This is a genomic window from Arthrobacter gengyunqii, from assembly GCF_023022985.1.
In the GTDB taxonomy this organism is placed as follows: domain Bacteria; phylum Actinomycetota; class Actinomycetes; order Actinomycetales; family Micrococcaceae; genus Arthrobacter_B; species Arthrobacter_B gengyunqii.
In genome coordinates this window covers 994,690-1,011,414 of record NZ_CP095461.1, presented here as the reverse complement: position 1 = coordinate 1,011,414, position 16,725 = coordinate 994,690, and the positions used below count along the sequence as shown (strand labels likewise).

General features: G+C 66.2%; 16 protein-coding genes. 7 read left to right on the top strand and 9 right to left on the bottom strand.

Annotation, left to right across the window (positions count from 1 at the left end):
- Positions 1-28: 28 nt before the first annotated feature.
- Positions 29-1,057 (bottom strand): lipid II:glycine glycyltransferase FemX, encoded by a 1,029-nt coding sequence (locus MUG94_RS04665; RefSeq protein ID WP_227907995.1) that lies wholly within the window; start codon positions 1,055-1,057, stop codon positions 29-31.
- Positions 1,058-1,134: 77 nt separating this feature from the next.
- Here MUG94_RS04665 and MUG94_RS04660 point away from each other — a divergent pair, with 77 nt between their 5' ends.
- Positions 1,135-1,992, top strand: coding sequence for a tryptophan-rich sensory protein (locus tag MUG94_RS04660; RefSeq protein WP_227891444.1), 858 nt, complete (start codon positions 1,135-1,137; stop codon positions 1,990-1,992).
- A gap of 123 nt (positions 1,993-2,115) precedes the next feature.
- Here MUG94_RS04660 and glpX read toward each other — a convergent pair whose 3' ends face one another.
- Positions 2,116-3,156 carry a class II fructose-bisphosphatase gene (glpX, locus tag MUG94_RS04655; RefSeq protein ID WP_227891445.1) on the bottom strand — a complete coding sequence of 347 codons (1,041 nt, stop codon included), beginning with the start codon at positions 3,154-3,156 and terminating at the stop codon, positions 2,116-2,118.
- A gap of 166 nt (positions 3,157-3,322) precedes the next feature.
- Here glpX and MUG94_RS04650 point away from each other — a divergent pair, with 166 nt between their 5' ends.
- From MUG94_RS04650 to MUG94_RS04630, 5 genes are all read left to right on the top strand, one after another.
- Complete coding sequence (locus tag MUG94_RS04650; protein ID WP_227907994.1) at positions 3,323-3,907, top strand: DUF4245 domain-containing protein; 585 nt, start codon at positions 3,323-3,325, stop codon at positions 3,905-3,907.
- A 35-nt stretch (positions 3,908-3,942) separates the two neighbouring features.
- Positions 3,943-4,602 (top strand): carbonic anhydrase, encoded by a 660-nt coding sequence (locus MUG94_RS04645; protein WP_227907993.1) that lies wholly within the window; start codon positions 3,943-3,945, stop codon positions 4,600-4,602.
- Between the two features lie 100 nt (positions 4,603-4,702).
- Entirely contained in the window at positions 4,703-6,124 is a 1,422-nt protein-coding gene (locus tag MUG94_RS04640; protein WP_227907992.1) for a class II fumarate hydratase, read from the top strand.
- Between the two features lie 158 nt (positions 6,125-6,282).
- On the top strand, positions 6,283-6,954 hold the full coding sequence (locus MUG94_RS04635) for a TetR/AcrR family transcriptional regulator (protein ID WP_227907991.1): 672 nt from the start codon (positions 6,283-6,285) through the stop codon (positions 6,952-6,954).
- Entirely contained in the window at positions 6,951-8,663 is a 1,713-nt protein-coding gene (locus MUG94_RS04630) for an MDR family MFS transporter (protein ID WP_227907990.1), read from the top strand. Before MUG94_RS04635 ends, MUG94_RS04630 begins: the two co-directional genes overlap by 4 nt.
- Positions 8,664-8,739: 76 nt before the next feature.
- Here MUG94_RS04630 and MUG94_RS04625 read toward each other — a convergent pair whose 3' ends face one another.
- From MUG94_RS04625 to MUG94_RS04610, 4 genes are all read right to left on the bottom strand, one after another.
- On the bottom strand, positions 8,740-9,210 hold the full coding sequence (locus MUG94_RS04625) for an NUDIX hydrolase (RefSeq protein ID WP_227907989.1): 471 nt from the start codon (positions 9,208-9,210) through the stop codon (positions 8,740-8,742).
- A gap of 4 nt (positions 9,211-9,214) precedes the next feature.
- On the bottom strand, positions 9,215-9,727 hold the full coding sequence (locus MUG94_RS04620; protein WP_227907988.1) for a prepilin peptidase: 513 nt from the start codon (positions 9,725-9,727) through the stop codon (positions 9,215-9,217).
- A gap of 73 nt (positions 9,728-9,800) precedes the next feature.
- Positions 9,801-11,126, bottom strand: coding sequence for an RNA 5'-3' helicase PhoH2 (gene phoH2 / locus MUG94_RS04615; RefSeq protein ID WP_227907987.1), 1,326 nt, complete (start codon positions 11,124-11,126; stop codon positions 9,801-9,803).
- A 270-nt stretch (positions 11,127-11,396) separates the two neighbouring features.
- Positions 11,397-12,158, bottom strand: coding sequence for an isoprenyl transferase (locus tag MUG94_RS04610; protein WP_227891454.1), 762 nt, complete (start codon positions 12,156-12,158; stop codon positions 11,397-11,399).
- Positions 12,159-12,387: 229 nt separating this feature from the next.
- Here MUG94_RS04610 and trhA point away from each other — a divergent pair, with 229 nt between their 5' ends.
- The gene (trhA, locus tag MUG94_RS04605) at positions 12,388-13,128 is read left to right on the top strand and encodes a PAQR family membrane homeostasis protein TrhA (protein ID WP_227891455.1); all 741 of its coding nucleotides are present in this window, start codon (positions 12,388-12,390) and stop codon (positions 13,126-13,128) included.
- A 24-nt stretch (positions 13,129-13,152) separates the two neighbouring features.
- On the opposite strand, the gene MUG94_RS04600 is transcribed toward trhA, so the two are convergent.
- From MUG94_RS04600 to mca, 3 genes are read right to left on the bottom strand one after another with little or no spacing between them, the layout of a single operon-like run.
- Positions 13,153-15,375: a thioredoxin domain-containing protein gene (locus MUG94_RS04600; RefSeq protein ID WP_227907986.1), complete on the bottom strand. Its 2,223-nt coding sequence runs from the start codon at positions 15,373-15,375 to the stop codon at positions 13,153-13,155.
- Positions 15,376-15,384: 9 nt separating this feature from the next.
- Complete coding sequence (locus tag MUG94_RS04595; protein WP_227891457.1) at positions 15,385-15,738, bottom strand: hypothetical protein; 354 nt, start codon at positions 15,736-15,738, stop codon at positions 15,385-15,387.
- Positions 15,739-15,786: 48 nt separating this feature from the next.
- Positions 15,787-16,704, bottom strand: a complete 918-nt coding sequence (gene mca / locus MUG94_RS04590) for a mycothiol conjugate amidase Mca (RefSeq protein WP_227907985.1) — start codon at positions 16,702-16,704, stop codon at positions 15,787-15,789.
- Positions 16,705-16,725: the final 21 nt, after the last annotated feature.

Here is a 16,725-nt window from a genome sequence, read left to right as displayed (position 1 = left end):
CGGCAACATTCCGCGGGCCGGGGAAACCCTAGCGGCGGATCCTGGCCTTGGCGGCTCCGGCCAGTCCGCGCAGCTTCCGCAGGCCGTTCTTGGCCAGCGGGAGCGCCGTGGTGAAAACCGGATACAGCGGAGAGAGCGGCTTGTCCCAGGTTCCGGCCAGCTGGTCCTCGTGTTTGGCCCAGCCCATCTTGAACTTGGACACGCCGTCATTGAGCAGGCCGTTGAAGTCGTAGCGGATGATCCCGCGTTCCTTCATGTCCTGAATGGCGTGCCACTTCAGCGCATAGTTGGCGCGCAGATGCTCGCCCTCCTCGGTCATGCCGCCGTAGAGCTCAAAGGAGGTGTAGCCGCTGGTGGACAGCCACAGGAAGGCGACGACGTCGTTCCCGCTGAACGCCGCGTACACCGGCGAATCCTCGCCCAGGTTGTCGAAGATGTCCAGGTAATAGCCGTCTTCGTGAATGCCGAAACCGGCCCGCTCTGCGGTCTGCTTGTACACGGCCAGGCACTTGGGGATTTCATCCCGGGTGACGCGGCGGTAGTCCAGCGCCTCGCGGCCTGACTTGCGGATGTACTGGCGGTTCTTCTTGGACATGTCCGCGAGCAGCTCGTCTTCGGTCCGGGACAAATCCAGGATCAGGGTGCGGCCGATCAGGATGGTGTTGGCCGAAGGGCGGAAGCCGGCGGCCGGCAGGCCTGCGGCGATCTCGCCGTCGGCGTCCCAGTCCGGTTCGATGCTCAGTGCCACGGGGCTGTGGGCGCCCGAGACGTAGTCGCTGACGGCTCCTAGGATTTCCAGCTCGCGGCCGGGAACGGACTGCGGGCCGCGGGGAATGTAGGCGAGCGCCTTGAACGGGAACGGCAGCCGGCGCAGCAGCACCTGGGCGGCGCCCACCACCTTGCCGCCGTCGTCCTCAACCAGCAGGCGGTCCACGTTCCAGTTGTGCTCTGCCTTGGTCTTGCCCCAGCCCCACAATTGCTGCGGATGTCCGTTGAAGCCGTTGACGGCTTCGTTCCAGCGGACGGAATCGGAACAGGATGTAACGCGCAGTGTCATGCTTTCCAGCCTACCGGGGTCGGAAGGGGCTGCCGGCGCGGCTCCCCTGTGGTCCCGGCCACTTGTTACGCTCGACTATGACTACTTCAACTCCCGGCACCCGTTCCCCGGCCTCCGCCTCGCCGGGAAATGATCTGGCCCGGCAACTGACTGTCACCGTCTGCTACGTCATCTGCATTGTCGGTTCCGTCATCGGCGTGGGCGTGTTTGGCGGCACCCCCATCGCCGAAGCCGCCGGCGGCGCGCTCAACGCCGACGCCACCTACCTGGCCCCGGCCAGCGGCGCCTTCTCCATCTGGTCGGTGATTTACACCGGGCTTGGCGCCTACACCGTCTGGCAGTGGCTGCCGTCCCAGCGGTCCTCCGAACGCCAGCGTGCCCTGGGCTGGCTGGTCGCGGCGTCACTGGTCCTGAACGCCGCGTGGATCCTGACCGTCCAGGCCGGCTGGGTGGCCGTGAGCGTCCTGGTCATCGTGGCACTGCTCGTGGTCCTCGCCGTCTGCTTCGCCCGGTACTCCCGCACCCCGGCGGCCAACTGGATCGAGGCCATCGCCGTGGACGGCACCCTGGGCCTGTACCTGGGCTGGGTGGCGGTTGCCACCTGCGCCAATACTGCCGCAGCCCTCACCGACGCCGGTTTCGACGGCTTCGGACTCGCTCCGGAGGTTTGGTCCGTTGCCATTCTTGCCGTCGTCGCCGCCCTGGGCGTGGCACTGGCGGCCTACGGCCGGGGACGCCTGGCCCCCGCCGCCGCCCTGTCGTGGGGTCTTTCCTGGATTGCCGTGTCCCGCCTCAACGGTGAACTGCTCTCCACCGGAACCGCCGTCGCTGCCATTGCCGCGGCCGCCGTCGTCGCCCTGGCCGCCGTGGTGTACCGGGTCATCGGCCGCAACCGGATTCCCGCAGCAGCGGCGGCGTCCGCCGCAGACCGGTAACCAGCCGCCCAGCAGCCAACCAGCCACCGAGCTCCTAGCTCCCGCCTCCCGCCTCCTGCCTCCCGCCGGGCAGCAAAAAGCCCCGGATAGATTCCGGGGCCTTGTTTCGCTGGGACGCTGCGCCTACTTCAGGCGGGCGTAGGACTCCCACTTGTGCGACTGGTGCTCGCCGTCCACCACGCGGATGGTGCCGGACTTGGAGCGCATCACGATGGACTGCGTGAGCACGCGGTCTTTGGAGTAACGCACGCCGCGGACCAGGTCGCCGTCGGTGATGCCGGTGGCAGCGAAGTAGCAGTTGTCGCTGGTGACCAGGTCGTTGGTGGACATCACGCGGTCCAGGTCGTGGCCGGCGTCGATCGCCTTCTGCTTCTCCTCGTCCGAGGTCGGCCACAGCCGGCCCTGGATGACGCCGCCGAGGGTCTTGATGGCGCAGGCGGTGATGATGCCTTCCGGCGTGCCGCCGATGCCCATCAGGGCGTCGACGTCGGTTCCCTCGCGGGCGGCAGCGATGCCGCCGGCAACGTCGCCGTCCATCAGCATGCGGGTGCGGGCACCGGCGTCGCGGATTTCCTGCACCAGGGGCTTGTGGCGGTCCCGGTCCAGGATCATCACGTTGAGCTGGTTGATCTTCTTGCCCTTGGCCTTGGCGATCAGGTGCAGGTTCTGCTTGACCGGCAGGCGCAGGTCCACCATGTCGGCGGCCTCGGGGCCGGTGATCAGCTTCTCCATGTAGAACACGGCGGAGGGATCGAACATGGTGCCGCGTTCGGCCACGGCCAGCACGGCCACGGCGTTGTTGAGGCCCAACGCGGTCAGCCGGGTGCCGTCAATCGGGTCCACGGCGACGTCGCACAGGGCGCCGGTGCCGTCGCCGACGTATTCACCGTTGTAGAGCATGGGGGCTTCGTCTTTTTCGCCCTCGCCGATGACCACGACACCGTTGAAGTGGACGGTGGAAATCAGTGAACGCATGGCGTCGACGGCGGCGCCGTCCGCCGCGTTCTTGTCGCCGAAGCCCACCCAGTGGCCGCCGGCGATGGCGGCTGCCTCGGTGACCCGGACAAGTTCCAGGGCCAGGTTCCGGTCCGGCTCGTCGTCGCCTACTGCCAGGGCGGGGGAAAGTGTGGAGTACTGAGCGCCTTTGGACACGTCTAACCTCATCTTCGAAATTTCGATGCGAACCGCTTGGCGAATAACCAAAAACGGATGATCCTTGCTCCGATCATAGTCTGTGTGGCCTGCACCACCGCCAACTGCGCCATATTCAGCCTTTTGCGCTTTCCGGCCCGACTAGGAGTTGGACGGCCCAATAAGCGATCATGGAAGGGTGAGTGAGCAGCAGCAGGACCAAGAGACGCCCGTAACCCCGGTACTGACCCAGAAGCAGGCCAAGCGTGCCAATGCCACGGTGATCGGCATGCTGATCGCCACCGGCGTTACGCTGCTGCTGGTCCTGGTTCCGGTGCTGCTGAACCCTTCCCCCAAAATGCCTCCCCGCAATGTTGACGTTCAGGCAACCGCGTCGCAGGCGGCCGGGGATGCCGGCTATGCGCCCCTCGCCCCGGACCTGCCCGAGGGCTGGACTGCCAATTACGCCCGCTGGGAAGCGGCCGGCAGCGCCGGAGTCCCCGTTTGGGAAGTGGGTTACGTCACCCCGGGCATGGAATTTATCCGCCTTTCCGAGACCGACGCCGGCAACCCCACGTGGGTTGCCCAGACCTCCGGCGACGCAGTGGTTGCCGGAGAACGAAGTGCCGGCGGACAGACCTGGGAGCTGAGGGACTCAGCGGACGGCAAGGCCAGCATGGTGCTCGAGCTGAACGGCTTGACCGTGGTCCTGACCGGCGAGGCAGATCTTGCCGAGTTTGATGTGCTCGCAGAAGCAGTAGTCAGCGACCTTAGTAACGAATAACTGCCCGGAAAGGCGCCGGGGTTAAGCTAAGACCTGTGAATGAACCCAGCGCATCAGCAATAACCCCGGCCCAGGCATGGCAGACGCTGCATGAAGGCAATGCCCGCTTCGTCGCCGGAGAATCCTCGCATCCCAACCAAGACGCCAACAGGCGCAGCTCCCTCGTCCACGAGCAGAACCCTTTCGCCGTTATCTTCGGCTGTTCCGACTCCCGGCTCGCGGCTGAAATCATCTTCGACCTCGGTCTCGGCGACGCGTTCGTGATCCGCACGGCCGGCCAGGTCATTGACGACGCCGTCCTCGGCTCCCTCGAATACAGCGTCGCGGTGCTCGGTGTCCCGCTGATCGTAGTGCTGGGCCATGACAGCTGCGGCGCGGTGACCGCAGCCAAACGCACCGTGGACACCGGTGAAATGCCCGGCGGCCACATCCGCAACCTGGTGGAGCGGATCACCCCGTCAGTCCTGGCGGCCCAGCGCAACGGACTTACCGAGGTCAACGACATGGTCGTGGAGCACACCAAGCAGACGGCTGAACGCCTGGTGGAGAGTTCCTCAATGATTTCCGCAGCCGTCGAGGAAGGCCGGACCGCGGTCATCGGTGTTTCCTACCGGCTGGCCGAAGGTGCTGCGGACCTGGTCTCCGGGTACGGCGCCCTCTCCCACCCCGCCGTCGTGCGTTCACCCCTGTCCTAGCGTCCGCGCGTCCCGGCCCGCGGCGCCGGGGACGGAACGGCGGCGTCACCGGACGACCGCGCGTTTCTGCCCCGGCGCTGCGGATACTAGGCTTGGGACCATGACTTCTGACACTCCTGAATACCGCATCGAACATGACACCATGGGCGAGGTCCGGGTCCCGGTCAACGCCCTGTACCGCGCACAGACCCAGCGCGCCGTCGAGAACTTCCCCATCTCGGGCAAGCCCTTGGACAGCGCCCACATCGCCGCCCTGGCCCGGATCAAGAAGGCCGCCGCCACGGCCAACGCCGAGTTGGGAGTGCTCGACGCCGAGCGCGCCCGGGCGATCGAACAGGCAGCAGATCTGGTGGCCGGCGGCACCCTGGACAGCCACTTCCCGATCGACGTGTTCCAGACCGGTTCCGGCACGTCCTCGAACATGAACACCAATGAGGTCCTGGCCGAGCTCGCAACCCGCGCCCTGAAGGACGCCGGCAGCGAGACAACGGTTCACCCCAACGACCACGTCAACGCCTCGCAGTCCTCCAATGACGTTTTCCCGACCTCCGTGCACGTTGCCGCCACCTCGGCCCTGATCAACGATCTGGTGCCGGCATTGGATTACCTGGCCGCTTCCCTGGAGCGCAAGGCCGAGGAATTCAAGGACGTCGTGAAGTCCGGCCGCACCCACCTCATGGACGCCACTCCGGTGACCATGGGCCAGGAATTCGGCGGTTACGCCGCCCAGGTCCGTTACGGCATCGAGCGCGTGCAGGCCTCCCTCCCCCGCGTCGCCGAAGTTCCGCTGGGCGGCACCGCCGTCGGCACCGGCATCAACACCCCGGCCGGCTTCCCGCAGCGCGTCATCGCCCTCCTTGCCGAGGACACCGGGCTGCCCCTGACCGAAGCGCGCGACCACTTTGAGGCGCAGGCCAACCGCGACGCCCTGGTTGAGGTCTCCGGCATGCTGCGCACCATCGCAGTGTCCTTCTCCAAGATCGCCAACGACCTGCGCTGGATGGGCTCCGGCCCCAACACCGGCCTGGGCGAAATCGCCATCCCCGATCTGCAGCCGGGTTCCTCGATCATGCCGGGCAAGGTCAACCCCGTCATTTCCGAGGCCGTCATGCAGGTTGCCGCCCAGGTTGTGGGCAACGACGCCGCCATCGCCTGGGCAGGCACCTTCGGTTACTTCGAGCTCAACGTCGGCATCCCCGTCATTGCCTCGAACCTGCTCGAATCCATCCGCCTGCTCGCCAACTCCTCGCGGATCATGGCGGACAAGATGATTGACGGGATCGAAGCCAACGTGGAGCGCGCCCGCTACCTGGCCGAGGCTTCCCCGTCCATCGTCACCCCGCTGAACAAGTACATCGGCTACGAGAACGCCGCCAAGATCGCCAAGTACGCGGTCAAGGAAGGCAAGACCATCCGCCAGGCCGTCGTCGAACTCGGTTTTGTCGAGCGCGGCGAGGTTACTGAGGACCAGCTTGATGCTGCCCTCGACGTCCTCTCCATGACGAAGCCGCCGCAGGCTTAGTCCGGGAGCTTTCCGCCAGTAACACCGCAGGTCGGCCGCCCTCAGGCGGCCGACGGCGACAAAAGGGCATCCGGCCGGTTGGCCGGGTGCCCTGCTGTGTTGTACGGGCCCTCAGGACGGAATTGCACTTTTAGATACAGGGTGCAAAACTTTACTTTGTGACTGATAGTGCATCGACTGACGGGTACGGCCTCCGCGAACGCAAACGCATCGCGACCAAGCTCGCCATCATTACCGCGGCCCGCATCCTGACGGCAGAGCGCGGCTTTTCGGGGTACACGGTGGAGGAACTCTGCGAGGAAGTCGGCATTTCCCGGCGTACGTTCTTCAATTACTTCCCGGCCAAGGAAGACGCCGTCCTCGGCTCACCGGCAGACGAGATTCCCGCTGACCTGGCCGAGGAGTTTATTGCCCGGGGAGCCGGTTCCAATCCGGGAGCGGTATCTTCCTCGCTGCTGGCCGACTTCGTGGACTTTGCCGCGGCAGTGATGGACCGGATGGTTATGTCCCGGGACCAGATGGCCTCGCTCAAGCTGGCTGTCGCCGCCGAGCCGCGGCTCCTGGAACGAGTCCTGTACGGGTCCCGGGAAGCCGAGGCCGCCTTCGCGGTCATCCTGTCCGCACGTGAAGGCCTGGCAGTCGCCGACCCGAGGATCCAAGCCATCCTGGCGGTTTTCACCGCTTTGACGCAGCGCGCCGGAGCGGCGTTTTTCGATCCCGGAAACACCCGCCCCTACCGTCAGATCCTCACCGAGGCCGTCAACGCCATGCACGAAGTGGTTGCCTCTTCCACTCCCCTGACCGATCCCTCATCCAAGGACCCTTCATGACCGCCACCGACACGCAGGGCTCAGCGCCGCTGCTGTTGACCCAGAAACGCATCTGGATCATTTTCTCCGCCCTGATCGCAGGCATGCTGCTTTCCAGCCTCGACCAGACCATCGTGTCCACCGCCATGCCCACCATCGTGGGTGAACTGGGCGGCGTCGAGCACCAGACCTGGATCACCACCGCCTACCTGCTGGCAACCACCATCGTGATGCCGATCTACGGCAAATTCGGTGACGTGCTGGGGCGGCGCAATCTCTTCCTTTTCGCCATTGCCCTGTTTACGGCGGCGTCCGTCGGCTGTGCCTTTGCCACTGATTTCTGGGGCTTCGTGATCTTCCGCGCCATCCAGGGCCTGGGCGGCGGCGGTTTGATGATCCTGTCCCAAGCCATCATCGCGGACATCGTGCCGGCCAACCAGCGCGGCAAGTACCTCGGCCCGCTCGGCGGCATCTTTGGTCTCTCCGCCGTCGCCGGTCCCCTGCTCGGCGGGTTCTTCGTGGACCACATGACCTGGGAATGGGCGTTCTACATCAACATCCCCATCGGCATCATCGCCTTCCTGGTTGCCTTCTTCACCCTCACCCTGCCGAACAAAAAGGCCACCAAGCGCATCGACATCGGCGGCGTCGTGTTCCTGTCCATCGCCACCACGTGCCTGATTTTCTTCACTGACTTCGGCGGCCGCGACGATCACGGCTGGACGGATCCGCTGACCGTCGCCTTCGGCGCCGGCATGCTGGCCGCCGCTTTCATCTTCGTGATGATTGAGCGCCGGGTCGAGGATCCGATCATTCCGCTGAGCCTGTTCAAGAACCCGATCTTCGTGAACGCCACTGCCATTGGTTTCACCCTGGGCATGGGCATGTTTGCCGCCCTGGCCTTCGTGCCGACGTTCCTGCAAATGTCCACCGGTACCTCCGCCGCAGTATCCGGCCTGCTGATGCTTCCCATGATGGTGGGCCTGATGGGCACCTCCATCTACTCGGGGCTGGCCATCACCAAGACCGGCAAGTACAAGAAGTACCCCATCATGGGCGCCGCGCTCGTCATCGTTGCGATGCTGTGGATGACCTCGTTGTCCGCAGACACCCCGGTCTGGGTCATTTGCGCACAGCTGTTCGTTTTTGGCGCCGGCCTGGGTTACATCATGCAGGTGGTGGTCCTGGTGGTGCAGAACTCCGTGCCCGTGGACCAGATCGGTACGGCAACGTCCAGCAACAATTACTTCCGCGAGGTGGGCGCCTCGCTGGGTGTGGCAATCTTCGGCGCCATGTTCACCTCCCGGCTGGCGGAGAACCTGCATGAGGTCTTCACCGCTGCCGGACTGGACCCAAGTGCGGCAGGAGAAGCCACAGCCACCCTGCAGCCCGCGGTGCTCGAGACGCTGCCCGAACCGCTGCGCGAGGGCATTGTCACCGCCTACGCCGATTCCCTGGCCCCGGTCTTCTGGTACCTGATTCCGTTCCTGGCCCTCGCGCTTGTCCTGGCTCTGTTCCTGAAGCAGATTCCGCTCTCCGACGTGGCCGGCATGGTGGCCCGCGGCGAAGCCGTGGGCGGCGACGAGGCGAACCGCCTCGAAGCCGAACGCCTGGCCGCCCTGCAGGGAAAGTCTGCGGCCACCGCGCCGTCGGACTCAGGCCCGGGCCGCTCCGGACGGTCAGATGCCGGACTGAAGGACACCGAACCCCGGAACCCTGACGCCGGATAGCCCCGCTGTATCGCCGGTACCCTGCGTTGGCCCTTTCCGCCCCTGACGGGCGGAAGGGGCCAATGGCGTTTACGGCCTAGCGCTCAAAGGCGGGGACGCCGTCGGCCTCCAACGCCAGGTCCAGCAACATAAGGTGCCGTTCGCTCAGCTCCGGCAGATTATCCAGGTCAAACCAGCCGACGTCGGTGGATTCGTCGTCATTGACCCTCGCCTGGCCGCTGACATAGCGGCAGCGGAACCCCACGTTCAGGAAAGTGCACCGGTCCCCGTTGGGAAAGGTGATGGGACCGTGGGAACCGACGTGGATGAGGTGCTCAATTTCAGCGGTAACCCCTGTTTCCTCCTGGACCTCGCGGAGGGTTCCGGCGGCGGGTTCCTCGCCCGGCTCCAGCATCCCGGTGATCAGGGTCCAGCGGCCGTTGTCGGCCCGCCGGACCAGCAGCACCTGTTGGTCCCCGTTCAGGACAACCCCGGTGATCCCGGGCAGCCACAGCAGTTCGTGACCGATTTTTTCGCGCAGGGACAGGACAAAATCTGGCGTAGGCATTGTTCTACTGTAGGCCAGGCACAGCCAGGGCCAACGCGGCTCCGGCCAGCATGAACGGCCCGAACGCGATCGACGTCTTGGCCGTTCCACGCTTGGAAACGATCAGCCACAACCCCCACAGCCCGCCCAGCAGGAAGGCGGCGAAGGTGCCGGCCAGCACGTGCCCCCACCCCACAAACCCCAACCAGAGCCCCAGGACGCCGGCCAGTTTTACATCGCCGAAGCCCAGGCCCGAGGGGTTGCCGAACCGCAGCAGGAAGTAGGCGCTCCACAGCACGGCGCCGGCCAGCACCATCCCGGGGATCCGGGACGCCTCTCCGGCGGCAAGTGCGGCCGCGCCCAGCAGGACGGCCGACGCCGGATAGGCCGGCAGCACGATCCGGTTCGGCAGGCGGTGCGTCGCCGCATCAATGGCGGCCAGCCGCACCGCCAGGACCACAAAATAGACAGCAGCCGCGCACAGCACCCAGAACGCAGCGCCGCCCAGCGACCGGTATTCCCCCAGAATCCCCACCATGGGCCTCACCGTACGCCATCACTGCTGCCCCAGGCTCGGAACAGCCGCGGTCTGTGGAAAAGGCCGCCTGTCCTCAGCCGATCTGCCCCTCCTCCAGCAGCTCCGTCACCAGGGCCGCGATCGGCGAGCGCTCCGATCGGGTCAGGGTGATGTGTCCAAACAGCGGATGGCCCTTCAGCGTCTCGACGACGGCGGCCACCCCGTCATGGCGTCCCACCCGCAGGTTGTCGCGCTGCGCGACGTCGTGGGTCAGGACCACGCGCGAGTTCTGGCCAATCCTGGACAAAACCGTCAGGAGCACGTTCTTCTCCAGCGACTGCGCCTCATCCACGATCACGAACGAGTCATGCAGGGACCGTCCGCGGATATGCGTCAGCGGAAGGACCTCCAGCATGCCCCGGTCCAGGACCTCCTCCAGCACCTCCTTGGACACCAGGGCCTCAAGCGTGTCGAAGACTGCCTGGCCCCACGGCCCCATTTTCTCGGCCTCCGTGCCGGGCAGGTAACCCAGTTCCTGGCCTCCGACGGCATACAGCGGCCGGAAAACCACCACCTTGCGGTGCTCCCGCCGCTCCAGCACGGCTTCCAGCCCGGCGCAGAGCGCGAGGGCTGACTTGCCGGTGCCGGCCCGGCCGCCCAGGGACACGATCCCCACCTCCGAATCCATCAGCAGATCGATCGCCAGCCGCTGTTCCGCCGATCGCCCGTGCAGGCCAAACACATCGCGGTCCCCGCGGACCAGCCGCACCTGCTTGTCCGCACCGACCCGCCCCAGCGCAGAGCCCCGGCCGGAGAGCAGGACCACCCCGGTGTTCACCGGCAGTTCCGCCGCTGCCGGAATAAACACGGGGCGGTGTTCATACAGGCCGTCAACATCGGCTTCGGCAACATCCAGTTCGACGACGCCGGTCCAGCCCGAGTCCCGGACCAGGTCGCTGCGGTACTCGTCGGTTTTGAGTCCCACGGCCGAAGCCTTGACCCGCATGGGCAGATCCTTGGACACCACGGTGATGTTCCGTCCCTCATCCGCGAGATTCCGGGCGACGGCGAGGATGCGGCTGTCATTGTCGGTTCCGCGGATACCGGCCGGAAGGACGTCCACCGACACATGGTTCAGTTCCACCCGCAGGGTGCCCCCGGAGTCGCCCAGCGGGATGGGTTCGCTCAGCCCGCCGTGTTCAATCCGCAGGTCATCCAGCAGGCGCAGGGCAGTCCGGGCAAAGTATCCGAGTTCCGGATCATGGCGTTTTTTCTCCAGTTCGGTAATGACGACCAGCGGAACAATCACCTCATGTTCAGCGAAGCGCAGGATCGCCTTGGGGTCCGAGAGCAGGACCGAGGTGTCCAGCACATAGCCTTCGGCATCGGGAGAGGTTCGCGGAGAGGAAGAAATAGCCACGGAGACTCCAGTCAGGGGCAGGGCCCCGAATAGCTGGGCGGGGAGGGCCGCAGACCGGGAAAGGCCGCACTGCGGCCTTCCTGCACCACGCGCTCGGCGAGCATCCGGTCTCCGGTTCCATCAGCGGGTCGCTGATCAATAGCACCAAGGTACGCCGCACGTGCCCGGTGTCGCAGCAGGACACGGCCCGGTTTTTGTCCGCGGGACCGGAGTTAACCTGCTGTTCACACGGGGAACAGGAAACCCGCGGCAACCAAGCCGGAGGCAGGCTCAGGAACCGAAGCGGCGCTGCCGATCGGCGTAGTCACGCAGGGCACGCAGGAAGTCCACCCGGCGGAAGTCCGGCCAGAGGGCTTCGCAGAAATAGAACTCGCTGTAAGCGCTTTGCCACATCAGGAATCCGGAGAGCCGCTGTTCGCCGGAGGTGCGGATGACCAGCTCCGGATCCGGCTGGCCGCGCGTGTAGAGATACTCGGAGATCTGCGTATCGCACAGTTCCTCGGTGATCTCCTCGATCGTTTTGCCGTGCGCGGCGGCGTCATTCAGCAGTTCCTTGACGGCGTCCACGATCTCCCGGCGGCCGCCGTAGCCGATGGCAACGTTGACGTGCAGTCCGCTGGCCCCGCTGGTGCTGGCTTTGAGGGCATTGAGCTTGGCCGCGAGGTTGGCGGGCAGGATGTCCAGGGCGCCGACGGCGTTGACCCTCAGGTCTCCCCTCTCCCCCAGCCGGTCCAAGGTGTTGCCGATGATGTCCAGGAGCGGATCCAGTTCATCCGGGTCCCGGTTCAAGTTGTCGGTGGAGAGCATGTACAGCGTCACCCGGTGCACACCCAGTTCCTGGCACCAGCCCAGGAATTCCAGAATCTTGTCCGCGCCTGCCTGATGGCCGTCACTCGTGGGGGCGCCGGCCAGTTTTGCCCACCGCCGGTTGCCGTCCACCATGACGCCTATGTGCTCGGGAATGCGGTCCGGGCTGAGGCTGCGGCGCAGCTTGCGTTCGTAGAAGGCATACGCGACGCCCGGGAACCTCATGCGGAGCTGCACCTGCCTGTCCTGTCCTGCGGGAAAAACGTCTCCGCGGAAGTGGGAGGCGCTTAAAAAGTGTATTCCCAAAAAGCTCCAAACACCTCCGGGAGCGCTCCCCGCCCGCGCATCCCCTGCACGTCCGCTTGCGGGGCACCGCCGGCACCCGCAGCTTCGAGGCACCGGTTGAGCACCGGACACACCGAAACCTACCCACTCGTAGGTTAGGATTTTCTGCATGACATCTTCATCGTCGTCCGCTCCGCCGGAGCACAATCCCAGCTCTCGGAAAGCTCCCGGACCGGTTGAATCCGCTGTGGAACGTGCCGCGGACATCCTGGAGATCAAACCTCGATTCCGGGGCTGGCTCCACGCCGGAGCAACACCGTTTGTCCTGGCCGCCGGGATCATCCTGATCTCCCTGGCCCCCACCACGGGAACCCGGATAGCCTCCGCGGTGTACGCAGTCACGGGTGTGCTGCTGTTCGGCGTTTCGGCCGTCTACCACCGGGGCAACTGGTCGCCCAGGGTCAAGACCATCCTCAAGCGGCTGGACCACACCAACATCATGCTGGTCATCGCCGGGTCCTACACTCCCCTGGCCTGGTCCCTGCTGCCGCCGGAAAAGGCCAAGGTCCTGCTGTGGTTCATCTGGTGCGGAGCCGCGGCAGGGGTGCTGTTCCGGCTGCTCTGGCTGCACGCACCGCGCTGGGTCTATACGCCGGCCTACATTGTCCTGGGCCTGGCGGCATTGTTCTACATCCCGGATTTCTTCAGGGTCAACCCCGCGGCAGCGGTGCTGGTTCTGGTGGGCGGGGCGCTGTACATCGCCGGAGCCGTCATCTACGCGATGAAGAAACCCAACCCCTCACTGGACTGGTTCGGTTTCCACGAGATTTTTCACGCCTTCACGCTGCTTGGATTCGCGTGCCACTACGCAGCCATCCTGATGGCAGTGCTGTCGGTGGGCGCTTCCTGATCCCGGGCCGCCGGTGCATCAGCTTTACTCCCCGGTGATCAGCGCGTTCAGTTCGGCAGCTGAGCTGACCGGCCGACGGCAGACCATCCCCCGGCACAGGTAGGCCACCGCAGCTGCGGAACCCGGATCCCGCCCTTCCATCAGCGGCACGCGTGTTTCAAAGGCGGTGCCGGCCCCAGCGGCGGGCGCCGCGATCCGCGAGGCAATCACCAGGCCCGGCCCGCCGGCGTCGCGCGCTGCCCGGAGCAGGTCGGCAACGGCCGCGGCATCCGTACCGGCCACCGCCAGTTCCCTCGGCCCGTCCAGCAGGAACTGCAGCACCGACATGGCCCACCCGGCCGCCTGCGGTGCCTGGGCGCCCACCACTTCCACGTGCCGCAGGAGCGCCTGCGCCAGCGCCCGGTGCCGCAGCGATCCCGAATACGCGGAGTAGGTCAGCAGCACGCCGGCGAACAGGGCTGCCCCGCTGGGGGTTGGCCCGTCCAGAGGATCGGCGGCGGCCTGCGCGCCCTGGGCATTGGCCAGCTGGTTGGGCCGCACAGCGGTGTCCTGCAGCACCCCGGCAACAAGGAAACGCTGTTCCGCGGCGTGAACCAGCGCTTCGGCCTCGGTGTACCACTGCTCGTTCCCGGTGGCGGCGTAGAGCGTGAACAAGCCTTCCGCTACAGCCGCATAGTCCTCCAGCAGCCCTTCAATGCCCTGCGCCCGCCCGTCGTGTGACACCCGGCGCAGCGTGGGCCCGGCGCGGTGTACGTGCAGAAGGTAGGAGGCAGCGTCCTCGGCGGCGCGGAGAACGCGGGCGGCCTCCTCCTTCTCCGCCGTGCCCTCCCCCATATCAGCGAGGACAACGGCGGCGGAGGCCAGCGCACCAACGGCCAGCCCGTTCCACCCGGCCACCACTTTGTCATCGCGTTCCGGCTGCGGTCGGCGGTTTCGCGCGGCCAGCAGGGACGGCCGGTGCCGCAGCCAGAGTTCTTCCTCGGAGGCACTCAGCGCCCGGCCGAAGTGCAGGGTGCTGCCGATGCTGCCGTCGGGACCCGGCGTTCCGCCGTGGGCGGCCATGTTCCCGGATTCCAGGTCCAGCAAATCCAGCACTTCCTGCGCGTGCCCGGGATCCAGGGCCTCCCGCAGCTGCCCGGGCGTCCAGGTGTAGGTGCCGCCCTCCACGCGGTGTCCCTCAATGACAGTGTCAGCGTCCAGGGACGAAGCGAATCCGCCTCCCTCCACCCGCAGCCGGCCGATCATCCAGTCCGCCGTCTCACGGGTCACCCGCAGGGCAAGCCTCCGGTCTCCGGGATCACCGGCCGTCCGCGCCCACTGCGCGTAGAGCGACAGCAGCTGGACGTTGTCATAAAGCATCTTTTCAAAATGCGGGACGGCCCAGCGGCGGTCCACCGTATACCGGGCAAAGCCGCCCTCAAGCTGGTCATACAGGGCGCTGCGGGCCATCGCGCCCAGGGTCCGGTCCGCCAGTTCCGCAGCTTCGGATGCAGTGGCTGGCCCGGCGGAGGCTTCCCTGGATGCTCCGGTGCCGGCGTGTGCCAGCAGGAACCGCAGCACCGTGGACGGCGGAAACTTCGGCGCACCCCCGAACCCGCCGAACTGCCGGTCCTCAAGACCGGCGAGTGTCTCGACGGCGCCGGACAGGACACGGTGCGACGCCTCCGCGGCCGCGGCCGCGTCATCGCCGGTATCCGATTCCAGGCCGGTGTCCAGGACCGCGCCCAGCAACCGCCGGTTTCCCTGCTGGGCTGAGGCGAGGTGTGCCGCCAGTTGCCCGGCACTCTCCCGGACCTCATCCGGACGGTCTTTCCACGCGGAGGCAACCGCCTCCAGGACGTCCCGGAAGGACGGCATTCCCTGGACCGGACGCGGCGGGAAATACGTTCCGGCATAGAACGTCCGGCCGTCCGGAAGGGTGAAGACGCTCATCGGCCAGCCGCCCTGGCCCGTCATGGCCTGGGTGGCCGCCATGTACACGGCGTCCACGTCCGGGCGTTCCTCGCGGTCCACCTTAATGGAGACGAAGTTCTCCTTCAGAAAGGCCGCGGTGGCGGGGTCTTCGAAGGATTCGTGGGCCATGACATGGCACCAGTGGCAGGCCGCATAACCCACCGAAATGAAGACGGGAACGTTCCGGCGCCTCGCCTCGGCGAAGGCTTCATCACCAAACGGCCACCAGTCCACCGGGTTGCCGGCATGCTGGCGCAGATAGGCCGAAGCCTCACCCTGCAGTCTGCCGGCCATGGTGACCTCCTAGCCGCGCTTGTAGTAACCCGGGGTGCTGCCTTCCCCGTCAGCTTCGGTCCTCGAAGCACCGGTTTCAGAGGACACGGCTCCGGAAGCGCGTGCCTCTTGGGCCCGGACGTCCTCGGTGCTGGGGATGAACACGTCGGTGCCTTCCCCGGTGAGGGCCTGTTCACGGTAGCGGACCCGGCGGATACGCTTCACCATGTCGCGAATGAGGAAAATCACAGCCAGCGCAAGGAAAAGGGTGGCCAGGAATCCGAACAGGCCGGGAGTGACATCCGCGATGCTCAGGCCGGTTTTCAGCTCGCCGTCCTCGGAGCCGGGGGGAACGGTAAGGGGCAGGCTGTACAGGAAGTTCACGGTGTTTCTCTCTCTTGGCAGCAGGCGGCGTTCCGCCGTCCCTGCCCTCTATCGTAGGCCAGCGAACAGGTCCGTTTCAGGCAGCTCAGTGTCCACTCTTGACATGATCAGCGAATAATCCTCCCAGGGCCAGATCTTTCGCTGGGTCGGCGCATCGACGGCGAAGAAAAAGCCGTCCGGGTCCACCTGGGTGCGGTGGCTTTTCAGTGCCCGGTCCCGGGCTTCGAAAAAGTCTCCGCACGGGATCTGGGTGGTGGTCGGGTGGGTGGGCGCCGGCAGCTGGTGCCCCTCGGCGTCGGCTTCCTGCCAGGCGGCAATGCGCTCGGCGTAGGGCGAGTCCACGCCCGCTTCCACCAGCGCATGATGCAGCGCGGTGAAACGTTCGGGATTGAAAGCGCGGTCGTAGTACAGCTTCAGCGGTTCCCACGGCTCACCCGTGCCCGGATACCGGTCCGGATCCCCGGCGGCGTTGAAGGCTTCCACGGCAACTTTGTGGGCCATGATGTGGTCCGGGTGCGGGTAGCCGCCGTTCTCGTCGTAGCTGATGATGACGTGCGGGCGGAATTCGCGCACGAGCTTGACCAGGGGTGCGGCGGCCTGCTCGAGCGGCTCCAGGGCGAAGCAGCCAAAGGGCAGGTCAGGCAGCGGATCCCCTTCCGGAAGGCCGGAGTCCATGAATCCCAGCCAGCGGTGCTGCACATTGAGCTCCCGCTGGGCATTGGCCATTTCGGTCCGGCGCAGCCCGGCAAGGTCCCGCTTCGCGGCCGCATTGGAATCCATTGCGGGATTGAGCACGCTGCCGCGCTCACCGCCCGTGCAGGTGGCAACCATGACATCCACACCCTGAGCGGCGTAGAAGGCCATCATGGCCGCGCCTTTGCTGGCCTCGTCGTCGGGATGAGCATGCACGGCGAGGAGCCGCAGCGGTTCCTCGCGGCTGGAATTATCAAGCGGGGCGGTCGGCACGAAGCAGCTCCTGGGAAGGTT